This is a genomic window from Primorskyibacter flagellatus (genome assembly GCF_900176485.1).
GTDB classification, from domain to species: domain Bacteria; phylum Pseudomonadota; class Alphaproteobacteria; order Rhodobacterales; family Rhodobacteraceae; genus Primorskyibacter; species Primorskyibacter flagellatus.
Window position 1 is genome coordinate 449,022 of the sequence record NZ_FWYD01000003.1, and the last position, 15,477, is coordinate 464,498.

At 58.9% G+C, this 15,477-nt stretch carries 9 protein-coding genes; 8 read left to right on the forward strand and 1 reads right to left on the reverse strand.

Annotated features, from left to right (window positions below):
* The first annotated feature begins 113 nt into the window (after positions 1 to 113).
* From rplJ to rpoC, 4 genes are all read left to right on the forward strand, one after another.
* Positions 114 to 632, forward strand: a complete 519-nt coding sequence (gene rplJ, locus B8991_RS07610; RefSeq protein WP_084351995.1) for a 50S ribosomal protein L10 — start codon at positions 114 to 116, stop codon at positions 630 to 632.
* A 73-nt stretch (positions 633 to 705) separates the two neighbouring features.
* Positions 706 to 1,083, forward strand: a complete 378-nt coding sequence (gene rplL, locus B8991_RS07615; RefSeq protein WP_084351997.1) for a 50S ribosomal protein L7/L12 — start codon at positions 706 to 708, stop codon at positions 1,081 to 1,083.
* A gap of 321 nt (positions 1,084 to 1,404) precedes the next feature.
* Positions 1,405 to 5,541 (forward strand): DNA-directed RNA polymerase subunit beta, encoded by a 4,137-nt coding sequence (rpoB, locus tag B8991_RS07620; RefSeq protein WP_084351999.1) that lies wholly within the window; start codon positions 1,405 to 1,407, stop codon positions 5,539 to 5,541.
* A gap of 90 nt (positions 5,542 to 5,631) precedes the next feature.
* Positions 5,632 to 9,879, forward strand: a complete 4,248-nt coding sequence (gene rpoC / locus B8991_RS07625; protein ID WP_084352001.1) for a DNA-directed RNA polymerase subunit beta' — start codon at positions 5,632 to 5,634, stop codon at positions 9,877 to 9,879.
* A gap of 86 nt (positions 9,880 to 9,965) precedes the next feature.
* On the opposite strand, the gene B8991_RS07630 is transcribed toward rpoC, so the two are convergent.
* Complete coding sequence (locus B8991_RS07630) at positions 9,966 to 10,772, reverse strand: putative rhamnosyl transferase (protein WP_084352003.1); 807 nt, start codon at positions 10,770 to 10,772, stop codon at positions 9,966 to 9,968.
* A 368-nt stretch (positions 10,773 to 11,140) separates the two neighbouring features.
* Here B8991_RS07630 and rpsL point away from each other — a divergent pair, with 368 nt between their 5' ends.
* From rpsL to tuf, 4 genes are all read left to right on the forward strand, one after another.
* Positions 11,141 to 11,512, forward strand: coding sequence for a 30S ribosomal protein S12 (gene rpsL, locus B8991_RS07635; protein WP_005621086.1), 372 nt, complete (start codon positions 11,141 to 11,143; stop codon positions 11,510 to 11,512).
* Between the two features lie 12 nt (positions 11,513 to 11,524).
* On the forward strand, positions 11,525 to 11,995 hold the full coding sequence (gene rpsG / locus B8991_RS07640; RefSeq protein WP_084352005.1) for a 30S ribosomal protein S7: 471 nt from the start codon (positions 11,525 to 11,527) through the stop codon (positions 11,993 to 11,995).
* Between the two features lie 25 nt (positions 11,996 to 12,020).
* Entirely contained in the window at positions 12,021 to 14,144 is a 2,124-nt protein-coding gene (gene fusA, locus B8991_RS07645; protein ID WP_084352007.1) for an elongation factor G, read from the forward strand.
* Between the two features lie 86 nt (positions 14,145 to 14,230).
* A complete protein-coding gene (gene tuf, locus B8991_RS07650) occupies positions 14,231 to 15,406 on the forward strand; it encodes an elongation factor Tu (protein ID WP_084351976.1) in 1,176 nt (391 codons plus the stop codon).
* The last annotated feature ends 71 nt before the right edge of the window (positions 15,407 to 15,477 follow it).

Below are 15,477 nucleotides of genomic sequence, written 5' to 3' on the forward strand. Positions count from 1 at the left end.
GGTTCGCCTCGGGCGTGATTGGGAACGACCCGTACGGACCCGATGCCGGACCTCTCAAAGGTCCGGTTTAACGAGCCGGAGGGTCACTGCCTTCCGAAAATTGGAGTGAAACTGTGGATAGAGCCCAGAAAGAGAAATTGGTCGAGGAACTCGGCCAGATCTTCGAAAGCTCTGGCGTCGTTGTGGTCTCCCACTACGAAGGCCTCACGGTTGCCGAGATGCAGGATCTGCGCGCGCGTGCACGCGAAGCGGGTGGATCTGTACGTGTCGCCAAGAACAGGCTCGCCAAGATCGCCCTTGAAGGTAAGCCCTGCGCAAGTATCGCAGAATACCTGACGGGCATGACCGTTCTTACCTATTCCGAAGACCCCGTGGCAGCAGCCAAGGTGGCCGAGGAATTCGCCAAAGGGAACTCGAAACTCGAGATCCTCGGCGGCGCAATGGGTGAGAACGCTCTGGACCGGGCTGGTGTTGAAGCCGTGTCGAAAATGCCGTCGCGCGATGAGCTTATTGCTACCATCGCTGGCATGATTGGCGCGCCTGCTTCGAACATCGCCGGTGCAATTGGCGCCCCTGCTTCGAATATCGCAAGCATTCTCTCGACCATCGAAGAAAAGGCCGAGGCTGCTTGAGGCAACCAATGAGACCTGCGTGGGGTTGAACATCCTGACGTTGGAACACATCTAGATACGGAAAGAGTCTAAAATGGCTGATCTGAAAAAACTGGCGGAAGACATTGTTGGTCTGACGCTTCTCGAAGCACAAGAACTGAAAACCATCCTTAAGGACGAATACGGCATCGAGCCCGCAGCTGGCGGCGCAGTGATGATGGCCGGTCCTGCGGGCGACGCCGGTGCGGCTGCTGAAGAGCAGACCGAATTCGACGTGATCCTGAAAGGTGCAGGCGCATCCAAGATCAACGTGATCAAGGAAGTCCGTGCCATCACGGGTCTGGGTCTGAAAGAAGCCAAGGAACTGGTCGAAGCTGGCGGCAAAGCTGTCAAAGAGCAGGTTTCCAAGGACGAAGCTGAAGAGATCAAAGGCAAACTGGAAGCAGTTGGCGCCGAGGTCGAACTCAAGTAATCCGGCTGGGGCGCGCCGCATCCCGCGAGGGACGGCCGATCCGGGGTTTCACCGAAGCCTTGCGATCAACGCTCCGCTCGAACCGAAAATGGCTGGGTCCGGGACACTTCCGGGCCCAGCCGAACTTGTCTTGGAAAGGCCCCGCAAGGCCCCGGATCAAGTCCGGGGCAGGGGGTTTTCCAAGACAAGGTTCCAAAGATCGGGAGGCTTTCGGTGGGACGAAAGCCGGGAATTGATCGGAATTCTTGTCGTCTCGTAGGGGCGTGTCGCTGTGCCCGACAGCGCGCACACCCGGTGAGAAACTGAAAGGTGACACCTGTCATGGCGCAAAGCTTTCTTGGCCAGAAACGTCTTCGCAAATATTACGGCAAAATCCGTGAAGTTCTGGAGATGCCGAACCTGATCGAGGTTCAGAAATCCTCGTACGATCTTTTCCTGAAATCCGGAGATCAGCTGCAACCGATGGATGGTGAGGGGCTGAAAGGCGTCTTCCAGTCGGTCTTTCCGATCAAGGATTTCAATGAGACCGCCGTTCTGGAATTCGTCAACTACGAACTGGAACGTCCGAAATACGACGTCGAGGAATGTCAGCAGCGCGACATGACCTATGCGGCACCGCTGAAGGTGACGTTGCGTCTGATCGTGTTTGATGTGGACGAGGATACCGGCGCGAAATCGGTCAAGGACATCAAAGAACAGGACGTTTTCATGGGCGACATGCCCTTGATGACGCCAAATGGGACGTTCGTTGTGAACGGCACCGAGCGCGTGATCGTGTCCCAGATGCACCGCTCGCCGGGCGTTTTCTTTGACCACGACAAGGGCAAGACGCATTCCTCGGGCAAGTTGCTGTTCGCCTGCCGCATCATCCCCTATCGCGGTTCCTGGCTCGATTTCGAATTCGACGCCAAGGATATTGTCTTTGCGCGTATTGACCGTCGCCGCAAGTTGCCGGTGACGACGCTGCTTTATGCCCTGGGTCTGGGGCAGGAAGACATCATGACGGCCTATTACGAGACCGTCGATTACAAGCTGGAGAAGGGGCGTGGCTGGGTCACGAAGTTCTTCCCCGAGCGTGTTCGCGGCACCCGTCCCACCTTTGATCTGGTCGATGCGGCCACGGGCGATGTGATCGCCGAAGCCGGCAAGAAGGTCACGCCACGCGCCGTCAAGAAGCTGATCGACGAAGGCGCTGTCAGCGATCTGCTGGTGCCGTTCGAACAGATCGTCGGCAAGTTTGTCGCACGCGACATGATCAACGAAGAAAACGGCGCGATCTATGTCGAGGCCGGTGACGAGTTGACATGGGAATTCGACAAGGCCGGTGAAGTTATCGGCGGGACGCTGAAAGAACTGGTGGACGCAGGCATCACCGAGATCCCCGTTCTGGACATCGACAATATCAATGTCGGCCCCTACATGCGCAACACCATGGCGGCGGACAAGAACATGAACCGCGAAACCGCGCTCATGGATATTTACCGCGTGATGCGTCCGGGTGAGCCGCCGACCGTCGAGGCCGCCTCGGCCCTGTTCGAGACGTTGTTCTTTGACAGCGAACGCTACGACCTGTCTGCGGTCGGCCGCGTTAAAATGAACATGCGTCTGGCGCTTGAAAAGCCCGACACACAGCGCACGTTGGACCGCGAAGACATCGTGGCCTGTGTCAAGGCGCTCGTGGAACTGCGTGACGGCAAGGGTGACATCGACGACATCGACCACCTTGGCAACCGCCGGGTCCGGTCGGTTGGCGAATTGATGGAAAACCAGTATCGGGTTGGCCTTCTGCGGATGGAGCGCGCGATCAAGGAGCGCATGTCTTCCGTCGAGATCGACACGGTCATGCCGCAGGATCTGATCAACGCCAAACCGGCGGCTGCGGCTGTCCGTGAATTCTTCGGCTCTTCGCAGCTTTCGCAGTTCATGGACCAGACCAATCCGCTGTCGGAAGTGACGCATAAACGCCGTCTTTCGGCGCTTGGACCGGGCGGTTTGACCCGTGAACGTGCTGGCTTTGAGGTGCGCGACGTTCACCCGACCCACTATGGCCGGATGTGCCCGATTGAAACGCCGGAAGGTCCGAACATCGGTCTGATCAACTCGCTGGCGACCTTCGCGCGCGTGAACAAGTACGGCTTCATCGAAACGCCTTACCGGGTGGTCAAGGACTCTGTCGTCACCGACGAAGTGCACTATATGTCCGCGACCGAGGAAATGCGTCACACCGTGGCGCAGGCCAACGCCAATCTCGACGAGAACATGCGCTTCGTGAACGATCTGGTGTCGACCCGGAAATCCGGTGACTACACCCTGTCGCCCAACGAAAACGTGGATCTGATCGACGTCAGCCCGAAACAGCTTGTGTCCGTTGCGGCCTCGTTGATCCCGTTCCTGGAAAACGACGACGCCAACCGCGCCCTGATGGGGTCGAACATGCAACGTCAGGCTGTGCCGACCCTGCGGTCCGAGGCACCCCTTGTGGGCACCGGCATCGAAGGTGTTGTGGCGCGCGATTCAGGTGCCGCCATCATGGCCAAGCGCGCAGGCATCATCGACCAGGTCGATGCGATGCGGATCGTTGTGCGAGCCACCGGCGATCTTGAGCTTGGCGATGCCGGGGTCGATATCTACCGGATGCGCAAGTTCCAGCGCTCCAACCAGAACACCTGTATCAACCAGCGTCCGCTGGTGAAGGTGGGCGATCTGGTCGAGAAGGGCGAAGTCGTCGCTGACGGCCCGTCCACCGATATGGGGGAACTGGCGCTTGGCAAGAACGTCGTCGTCGCCTTCATGCCGTGGAACGGCTACAACTACGAAGACTCGATCTTGATCTCGGAACGCATCGCCCGTGATGACGTGTTCACGAGTGTCCATATCGAGGAATTCGAAGTTGCCGCCCGCGATACAAAGCTTGGACCGGAAGAGATCACCCGCGATATTCCCAACGTCGGCGAGGAAGCCCTGCGCAACCTCGACGAAGCGGGTATCGTCTATATCGGTGCCGATGTGGAACCGGGCGATATTCTGGTGGGCAAGATCACACCCAAGGGCGAAAGCCCGATGACGCCGGAAGAAAAGCTTCTGCGCGCCATCTTCGGTGAAAAAGCCTCGGACGTGCGCGACACGTCGCTGCGCGTCAAGCCGGGCGATTTCGGGACGGTCGTCGAGGTCCGCGTGTTCAACCGCCACGGTGTGGAAAAGGACGAACGCGCGCTTCAGATCGAACGTGAAGAGATCGAACGCCTGAGCCGCGACCGGGATGACGAGCTGGCGATCTTGGACCGCAACATCTACGCGCGTCTGAAGGATATGATCCTCGGCAAGATCGCCGTGAAAGGCCCGAAAGGTGTTCGTCCGAACACGCAGATCGACGAAGATCTGCTGGGCACGCTGAGCCGTGGCCAGTGGTGGCAACTGGCGCTGGAAGACGAGGATGACGCCAAGATCGTCGAGGCCCTGAACGAGCAGTATGAAGTGCAGAAGCGCGCTTTGGATGCCCGGTTCGAAGACAAGGTCGAGAAGGTGCGCCGTGGCGACGATCTGCCGCCGGGCGTGATGAAGATGGTCAAGGTGTTCGTGGCGGTGAAGCGCAAGCTGCAACCGGGCGACAAGATGGCCGGCCGTCACGGCAACAAGGGTGTGATCTCGAAGGTGGTTCCGATGGAGGACATGCCGTTCCTCGCAGATGGTACTCCGGTCGATTTCTGCCTCAACCCGCTGGGCGTTCCGTCGCGTATGAACGTCGGTCAGATCCTTGAAACCCATATGGGCTGGGCTGCGCGCAGCCTTGGCATCAAGATCGACGACGCACTTGGCGAATACCGCCGGTCGGGCGATCTGACCCCGGTGCGCGAAGCGATGCGGATCGCCTATGGCGACGATGTCTACGAGGAAGGCATCGGCAGCATGGAAGATGGCCAGCTTCTCGAAGCGGCGGGCAACGTGACGAACGGTGTTCCGATCGCAACGCCGGTCTTTGACGGTGCGAAAGAGGCCGATGTCAACGACTCGCTGAAACGCGCGGGCTTTGACACCTCCGGCCAGTCGATCCTGTTCGACGGCCGCACGGGTGAGCAGTTCAGCCGCCCCGTGACCGTTGGCGTCAAGTACCTGCTGAAGCTGCATCACCTTGTGGATGACAAGATCCACGCGCGCTCGACCGGGCCTTACAGCCTCGTCACCCAGCAGCCGCTTGGTGGTAAGGCACAGTTCGGTGGCCAGCGCTTCGGTGAGATGGAAGTCTGGGCTCTGGAAGCTTACGGTGCCGCCTACACCTTGCAGGAAATGCTGACGGTGAAATCGGATGACGTGGCAGGCCGGACCAAGGTCTATGAGAGCATCGTCAAGGGCGAAGACAATTTCGAGGCCGGCGTTCCGGAATCGTTCAACGTTCTCGTCAAAGAGGTCCGCGGCTTGGGCCTTAACATGGAACTCCTGGATACGGAGGAGGATGAGTAGCGGTCGCAGAAGTCTGCAAAAGGACTTTCCCAAGGCTTTTCCGAAAGCCTTGGTCGCACCTTTCCTTTCCGACAGCTTTAGGATGATAAGATGAACCAGGAACTGACAAACAACCCGTTCAACCCCGTCGCACCGGTGAAAACCTTCGACGAGATCAAGGTGTCTCTGGCATCGCCCGAGCGGATCCTCTCGTGGTCCTTCGGTGAGATCAAGAAGCCCGAGACCATCAACTATCGCACGTTCAAACCAGAACGTGACGGCCTGTTCTGTGCGCGTATCTTTGGCCCGATCAAGGATTACGAATGCCTGTGCGGCAAGTACAAGCGCATGAAATATCGCGGCGTCGTCTGCGAGAAATGCGGCGTGGAAGTCACGCTGCAAAAGGTCCGTCGCGAGCGCATGGGCCATATCGAATTGGCCGCGCCTTGCGCGCATATCTGGTTCCTGAAATCGCTGCCCTCGCGCATCGGTCTCATGCTGGACATGACGCTGCGTGATCTGGAACGTGTGCTTTATTTCGAAAACTATGTGGTGATCGAGCCCGGCCTGACCGATCTGACCTATGGCCAGATGCTGTCCGAAGAAGAATTCATGGACGCGCAAGACGTCTATGGCATGGACGCGTTCACGGCCAATATCGGCGCCGAAGCCATCCGTGAAATGCTCGCGGCAATTGATCTGGACTCCGAAGCAGAGCAACTGCGCGCGGATCTGAAAGAAGCCACTGGTGAGCTGAAGCCCAAGAAGATCATCAAGCGTCTGAAAGTCGTGGAATCCTTCCTCGAGTCGGGCAACCGGCCCGAGTGGATGGTGATGACGGTCATTCCCGTGATCCCGCCAGAGCTGCGCCCGCTGGTGCCCCTGGATGGTGGTCGTTTCGCCACGTCTGACCTCAACGATCTGTATCGTCGGGTGATCAACCGGAACAACCGTCTGAAGCGCTTGATCGAACTGCGTGCGCCAGACATCATCGTGCGCAACGAAAAGCGGATGTTGCAAGAATCCGTTGACGCGCTGTTCGACAACGGCCGCCGTGGCCGTGTCATCACCGGTGCCAACAAGCGCCCGCTGAAATCGCTGTCCGACATGCTGAAAGGCAAACAGGGCCGTTTCCGTCAGAACCTTTTGGGTAAACGCGTCGACTTTTCGGGCCGGTCCGTCATCGTGACGGGGCCGGAGCTGAAACTGCATCAGTGCGGTCTTCCCAAGAAGATGGCGCTGGAGCTGTTCAAGCCCTTTATCTACTCGCGTCTGGAGGCCAAGGGTCTTTCCAGCACGGTGAAACAGGCGAAGAAGCTGGTCGAGAAAGAACGTCCCGAAGTTTGGGATATTCTGGACGAGGTGATCCGCGAACACCCTGTCATGCTGAACCGGGCGCCGACGCTGCACCGTCTTGGCATTCAGGCGTTCGAACCGATGCTGATCGAAGGCAAGGCCATCCAGCTTCACCCGCTGGTTTGTTCGGCTTTCAACGCCGACTTTGATGGCGACCAGATGGCCGTGCACGTTCCGCTTTCGCTGGAGGCCCAGCTTGAAGCGCGCGTTCTGATGATGTCGACGAACAACGTTCTGTCGCCTGCCAACGGCGCGCCGATCATCGTTCCGTCGCAGGATATGATCCTTGGCCTTTACTATGTGACCATCGCCCGCGATGGCATGAAGGGCGAGGGCATGTCGTTCTCTTCCATCGAAGAGGTAGAACACGCTCTGAACTCTGGCGAAGTGCATATGCACGCCAAGATCACCGCGCGCGTCACCCAGATCGACGAAGAAGGCAACGAAATCGTCAAGCGCTACGAGACGACACCCGGTCGGGTCCGTCTTGGCGCGCTGCTGCCGATGAATGCCAAGGCACCGTTTGATCTGGTCAACAACCTGCTGCGCAAGAAAGACGTGCAGAAGGTCATCGACACCGTTTACCGTTATTGCGGTCAGAAAGAGTCTGTCATTTTCTGTGACCAGATCATGTCCATGGGCTTCAAGGAAGCGTTCAAGGCCGGTATCTCGTTCGGCAAGGACGACATGGTGATCCCTGAATCCAAATGGCCGATCGTCGAGGAAACCCGGGGTCAGGTGAAGGATTTCGAACAACAGTACATGGACGGCCTGATCACTCAGGGCGAAAAGTACAACAAGGTTGTCGATGCCTGGTCGAAATGTAACGACAAGGTCACCGAGGCGATGATGTCGACCATTTCGGCCGCCAAGACGGACGCTGACGGGTCTGAATCCGAGCCGAACTCGGTCTACATGATGGCCCACTCCGGTGCGCGTGGTTCTGTTACGCAGATGAAGCAGCTGGGCGGGATGCGCGGCCTGATGGCGAAGCCGAATGGCGACATCATCGAGACGCCGATCATCTCGAACTTCAAGGAAGGCCTGACCGTTCTTGAATACTTCAACTCGACCCACGGTGCCCGTAAGGGTCTGTCGGACACGGCGTTGAAGACGGCGAACTCTGGTTACCTGACGCGTCGTCTTGTGGACGTGGCGCAGGATTGCATTGTGCGGGATCGTGATTGCGGAACCGAACGGGCGATCACTGCCGAAGCGGCTGTCAACGATGGTGAGGTCGTGTCGTCGCTGGCCGAACGTATCCTGGGCCGTGTCGCGGCAGAGGATCTGGTCCGGCCCGGCACCGAGGAAGTGATGGTGCGTCAAGGCGAGCTGATCGACGAGCGCATGTCCGACATTGTCGACCAGTCCGGTCTGGCAAGTGCGCGCATCCGTTCGCCGCTGACCTGCGAGTCGGAAGAAGGCGTCTGTGCGATGTGCTACGGTCGTGATCTGGCGCGCGGTACGATGGTGAACACTGGCGAAGCCGTGGGTATCATTGCGGCGCAGTCCATCGGTGAACCCGGTACGCAGCTGACGATGCGGACGTTCCACATCGGCGGTGTTGCACAGGGTGGCCAGCAGTCCTTCCAGGAAGCCAGCCAGGCCGGCACGATCACCTTCGAGCAGTCCAGCACGCTGGAAAACTCGATCGGTGAGACCTTGGTCATGGGCCGTAACATGAAGTTGCGGATCATGGACGAGCACGGTGAAGAACGCGCCAGCCACAAGCTGGGCTACGGCACCAAGCTGTTTGTGACCGAGGGTCAGAAGATCGAGCGTGGCGACAAGCTGTTCGAATGGGATCCCTACACGCTGCCGATCATCGCCGAGAAAGACGGCATGGCGCGGCATGTGGATCTTGTGAACGGTGTGGCCGTCCGCGAGGATACCGATGATGCAACGGGTATGACGCAGAAGATCGTGGCCGACTGGCGTGCAGCGCCAAAAGGCAACGAGCTGAAGCCCGAGATCATTCTGGTTGATGGCGATGGTGAACCTGTACGCAATGATGCGGGCAACCCCATCACCTATCCGATGTCGGTTGATGCCATCCTGTCGGTCGAAGACGGGCAGGACATCAAGGCCGGTGACGTTGTCGCGCGTATTCCGCGTGAAGGTGCCAAGACCAAGGACATCACCGGGGGTCTTCCCCGCGTGGCTGAACTGTTCGAGGCGCGTCGTCCGAAAGACAACGCGATCATCGCTGAAATCGACGGCTTTGTACGCTTTGGCAAGGACTACAAGAACAAGCGCCGGATCGCGATCGAACCGTCTGATGACAGCCTGTCCCCTGTCGAATACATGGTGCCCAAGGGCAAGCACATCCCGGTAGGCGAAGGCGACTTCGTTCAGAAGGGTGACTACATCATGGACGGCAATCCCGCGCCGCATGACATCCTCGCAATCATGGGTGTCGAAGCGCTGGCCAACTACATGATCGACGAAGTGCAGGACGTTTACCGGCTCCAGGGTGTGAAGATCAACGACAAGCATGTCGAAGTGATCGTGCGCCAGATGCTCAAGAAGTGGGAGATCAGCGACAGCGGTGATACCACGCTTCTCAAGGGCGAGCATGTCGAGAAGATCGAGTTGGACGAGGCCAATGAAAAGGCAATGGCCCGTGGCGGTCGCCCCGCATCTGGTCAGCCGGTTCTGTTGGGGATCACCAAAGCCTCGCTTCAGACACGCTCGTTCATGTCTGCCGCCTCCTTCCAGGAGACAACGCGCGTGCTGACCGAAGCGTCTGTACAAGGCAAGCGTGACCGTCTGATCGGCCTGAAGGAGAATATCCTTGTGGGTCGTCTGATCCCGGCAGGGACCGGCGGGGCAACCCAGAAGATGCGCAAGGTCGCAAAATCGCGCGATAATGTCGTCATCGAGGCCCGTCGCGAGGAAGCAGAGGCCGCAGCAGCGCTTGCTGCTCCGACAATGCAGGACGATGTTGCCGGTGCTGGCGACTTCGATAGCGGCATTGTTGAGACTCCGGAAAGCCGCGATTAAGTATCGCGACATCTAACCTGAAACCAGAAACCCCCGCGCAGCAATGCGCGGGGGTTTTTCCATTCACCACATGGCAGTGTCCGCACTCAGGTGTTGGAATAGACCTGCCTGACGTGATCGGCGTCGATGGCAAATATCCGTCGGAATTTGGCTTCGCCTGCCGCGTTCAACCGGGGCAGCTCAATCGGCTTCACATGCTTCTTCTGACGCGAGTCGTTGTGGTCGTTATGTCCGCGCACATACATGGGTGAGTCGGTCTGGCTGATGGTCGGCATGAACTGGTTCAGTCGGTTATGGCCAAAATTCATGATCGTCTGGCGTACACCAGCTTGGGCTGCGACCGCCAATGCAACCCCGTAGAACGGCGTCAGGTTTGGCTCTGCCGCAAGGCCCTGCGCGTCGGGCCGGGCGATATAGCCGCGGTTGAAGTCAATCGCGACCAGCCCGTTATTCTCAAGTAGCCCTTTGCAGCTTTGCGCGGCACCCCGAAGGCGTTCGACAAAGGTGACTGCCACGGCGTCATCATCGTCATGACGAAATTGAAGGCATGGCTGGTCCAGGTCCCTTGCGCGGTTGATCACGTCCTGACAGACCTTGCGATGCGGTCCGGGCGGGCGGGCCACGATGCGCGCTTGCGCAAAGCCTTCCAGCAGGCGCGTCAGCCGCTCTGCATAGGGGGCGGGCAGGCTTTCACCCACGAGCACAAGAAAGAGGAAATCCGGGTCTGTCTGTGCCTTCAGACCCGGCAGGCAGATGGTCTCGAACTGGCGGAAACGTTCCTCGATGCGGGCAGGGGAGTAGAGGTAATCCTGCCGCTCTTTCAGCCCGCCATGTTCAACCTGAAATCCGCCCTCGGCGGGGTAGGAAAAACGGCACAGACCGATCACTTGCATGCCAATCGTTCCCCTGTAATATTGTCCCGATCGTTGCTGCAAAGATTGTCATTGCCCAAGCGCCTGCACAAGGGTCAGGTGCTGTTGACAAGGTCTGCGACTCCCCCTATACGCCCGCTATCTCGACGAAGGGACATCTGTCTTTTGCGTCGATACTCAAAACTAGAAGCGGTCAAGATCCGGGCCTTTCGCCCCGATCCTCTGGAAACCCCCGCGTCGTTCCCGTTATCGGGGACGAATGCGGTTTTTTGCGTCGCACCCTCAGGTGGTGCACCCGGTGCTTTGCGGACGCGTAGGGCGCTTTTGTTGTCAACCCGCACGCAACGCGCGTGCACCACATATGTGAGCTACACGGGGAAAGAACCGGAATGCCAACGATCCAACAGCTGATCCGCAAGCCGCGGCAGCCGAAAGTCAAACGCTCGAAATCCATGCATCTCGAGCAATGCCCGCAAAAGCGCGGCGTCTGCACGCGTGTCTACACGACCACACCGAAGAAGCCGAACTCGGCGATGCGGAAAGTTGCAAAGGTGCGCCTGACCAACGGTTTCGAAGTCATCAGCTACATTCCCGGTGAAAGCCATAACCTTCAGGAGCACTCTGTGGTTCTGATCCGTGGCGGCCGTGTAAAAGACCTTCCTGGTGTGCGTTACCACATCCTGCGCGGTGTTCTGGATACCCAGGGCGTCAAGGATCGTAAGCAGCGCCGTTCGAAATACGGCGCCAAGCGTCCGAAATAAGAGGATTAACAGATGTCCCGTCGTCACGCCGCTGAAAAACGCGAAGTCCTGCCCGACGCCAAATATGGCGACCGGGTTCTGACGAAATTCATGAACAACCTGATGGTCGATGGCAAGAAATCGACCGCAGAGCGCATTGTCTACAACGCCCTTGAGCGTGTTGAGGACAAGGTGAAGCGCGCGCCGGTGGAAATTTTCCACGAAGCGCTCGACAATATCAAGCCCTCGGTCGAGGTTCGTTCGCGCCGTGTGGGTGGTGCCACCTATCAGGTGCCCGTTGAAGTGCGCCCCGAGCGTCGCGAAGCGCTGGCCATCCGCTGGTTGATCACTGCGTGCCGCAACCGCAACGAGCACACCATGGAAGAGCGCCTTGCAGGTGAGCTTCTGGATGCGGTCAACAGCCGTGGTACCGCCGTGAAGAAGCGCGAAGACACCCACAAGATGGCCGATGCCAACAAGGCATTCAGCCACTACCGCTGGTAAACTAAATCCGAAGGACGTAAGCCCAATGGCACGCGAATATCCCCTCGAACGGTACCGCAACTTCGGTATCATGGCGCATATCGACGCAGGCAAGACGACCTGCTCGGAACGCATTCTGTTCTATACCGGCAAGAATCACGTGATGGGCGAAACCCATGACGGGGCCGGCACCATGGATTGGATGGAGCAGGAGCAGGAGCGTGGCATCACGATCACGTCCGCCGCCACCACGACGTTCTGGCAGTGGCAGGAAGATCCTTCCGCCGAAGGTACCGACGGCACCAAATTCCGGATGAATATCATCGACACGCCCGGCCACGTTGACTTCACCATCGAAGTCGAGCGTTCGCTGGCCGTGCTTGACGGTGCCGTTGCGGTGCTGGATGCCAACGCGGGTGTCGAGCCGCAGACCGAAACCGTTTGGCGCCAGGCCGATCGGTACCGGGTTCCGCGGGTTGTCTTCGTCAACAAGATGGACAAGATCGGTGCCGACTTCTTCAACTGCGTCGCGATGATCAAGGACCGCACCGGTGCTGTCCCGGCCCCGATCCAGATTCCGATCGGGTCCGAGAACGAGCTGGAAGGCATCGTTGATCTTGTCACCATGGAAGAGTGGGTCTGGAAAGGCGAGGATCTGGGCGCGTCCTGGGTTCGTCAGCCGATCCGTGAAAGCCTGAAGGCATCCGCCGACGAATGGCGTGCCAATCTCATCGAGATCGCTGTCGAGATGGATGACGACGTGATGGAGGCTTATCTCGAAGGTGAAGAGCCTGACATTCCGACGCTGCGTCGTCTGATCCGTGCCGGTACGCTTGGTCTGAAGTTCGTGCCGATCCTGTGTGGCTCGGCGTTCAAGAACAAGGGTGTCCAGCCGTTGCTGAACGCGGTTGTGGATTATCTGCCCAGCCCGATGGACGTTGTCGATTACATGGGCTTCAAGCCCGGTGACGAGACGGAAACCCGCAATATTCCGCGCCGCGCGGATGACACGATGCCGTTTGCCGGTCTGGCATTCAAGATCATGAACGACCCGTTCGTCGGGACCCTGACCTTCACCCGCATCTATTCGGGCGTTCTGTCCAAGGGCACTTCGATCCTGAATTCGACCAAAGGCAAGAAAGAGCGTGTCGGTCGAATGATGATGATGCACTCGAACGACCGCGAGGAAATCGAGGAAGCATTTGCGGGCGACATCATCGCGCTGGCGGGTCTCAAGGACACCACCACCGGGGATACGCTGTGCGACGTCAAGGAACCGGTGGTTCTGGAAACGATGACATTCCCCGATCCGGTGATCGAGATTGCCGTCGAACCCAAGACAAAGGCCGACCAGGAGAAGATGTCTGCCGGTCTGGCACGTCTTGCCGCCGAGGACCCGTCTTTCCGCGTCGAAACCGATCAGGAATCGGGCCAGACGATCATGAAGGGCATGGGCGAACTTCACCTCGATATTCTGGTGGACCGTCTTAAGCGCGAGTTCAAGGTCGAAGCCAATATCGGTGCGCCGCAGGTGGCTTATCGTGAAACCATCGGCCACGAGATCGAGCATACCTACACCCACAAGAAACAATCGGGTGGGTCTGGTCAGTTCGCCGAGGTCAAGATGATCATCTCGCCGACAGAGCCGGGCGAAGGCTATTCGTTCGAAAGCCGCATCGTTGGTGGCGCGGTTCCGAAGGAATACGTCCCCGGCGTCGAAAAGGGCATCAAGTCGGTCATGGACTCCGGTCCTTTGGCAGGTTTCCCGGTCATCGACTTCAAGGTCGCGCTGATCGACGGTAAGTTCCACGACGTGGATTCCAGCGTTCTGGCGTTCGAGATCGCGGGCCGGATGTGCATGCGCGAAGGTCTTCGTCGTGCCGGTGCCAAGCTGTTGGAACCGATCATGAAGGTCGAGGTGATCTCGCCTGAGGACTATACCGGCAACGTAATCGGTGACCTGACCTCGCGTCGGGGGCAGGTGACCGGGCAGGAACCACGCGGCAACGCCATTGCGATCGCTGCCATGGTGCCGCTGGCCAACATGTTCGGCTACATCAACAACCTGCGCTCCATGTCTTCGGGCCGCGCGCAGTTCACGATGCAGTTCGATCATTACGATCCGGTGCCGCAGAACATCTCGGAAGAGATCCAGTCGAAATACGCATAATCCGGGTGGCGGGGTGAACCCCGCCCTACCCACCACCGTAGGGTGGGGTTTCATCCCACCATCCGATACAGAAGGGAGCCAGGAAAATGGCAAAGGAAAAGTTTGAGCGTTCTAAGCCGCATTGCAACATTGGCACGATTGGCCATGTGGACCACGGCAAGACGACGCTGACGGCTGCGATCACGAAATATTTCGGTGACTTCCAGGCGTATGACCAGATTGACGGCGCGCCGGAAGAAAAGGCGCGCGGGATCACGATCTCGACCGCGCATGTCGAGTACGAGACCGAGAACCGCCACTACGCGCATGTCGACTGCCCCGGCCACGCTGACTATGTCAAGAACATGATCACCGGTGCGGCGCAGATGGATGGCGCGATCCTGGTTGTGAACGCTGCTGACGGCCCGATGCCGCAGACGCGCGAGCACATCCTGCTGGGCCGCCAGGTTGGCATCCCTGCGATGGTCGTGTTCCTGAACAAGGTTGACCAGGTCGACGACGAAGAGCTGCTCGAGCTGGTCGAGATGGAAGTGCGCGAGCTTCTGTCGGCCTATGACTATCCGGGCGACGATATCCCGATCATCGCCGGTTCGGCGCTGGCCGCTCTGGAAGGTCGCGACAACGCGATCGGCGAAGACAAGATCAAGGAACTGATGGCGGCTGTCGACGAGTACATCCCCCAGCCCGCGCGCGCCGTGGACCAGCCCTTCCTGATGCCGATCGAGGACGTGTTCTCGATTTCCGGCCGCGGGACGGTTGTGACCGGCCGTGTCGAGCGTGGCGTTGTGAACGTCGGCGACGAGCTTGAAATCGTTGGCATTCGTGACACGCGCAAGACGACCTGCACCGGTGTGGAAATGTTCCGCAAGCTGCTGGATCGTGGTGAAGCCGGCGACAATATCGGTGCCCTGCTGCGCGGTATCGACCGCGAAGGCGTTGAGCGTGGACAGGTCCTGTGCAAGCCGGGTTCGGTCAAGCCACACACCAAGTTCGAGGCAGAAGCCTATATCCTGACCAAGGACGAGGGTGGCCGTCACACGCCGTTCTTCGCGAACTACCGCCCGCAGTTCTACTTCCGCACGACGGATGTGACCGGCACGGTTGTTCTTCCCGAAGGCACCGAAATGGTGATGCCGGGCGACAACCTGAAGTTCGAGGTTGAGCTGATCGCACCGATCGCGATGGAAGAAAAGCTGCGCTTCGCGATCCGCGAAGGCGGCCGCACAGTCGGCTCCGGCGTCGTCTCGAAAATCATCGAGTAATCAAACTGACTGCGCGGGGGGCAAACAACCCCCCGCAGGGTTCGAAGAGGGGGCGGGATGATCCCGCCTCC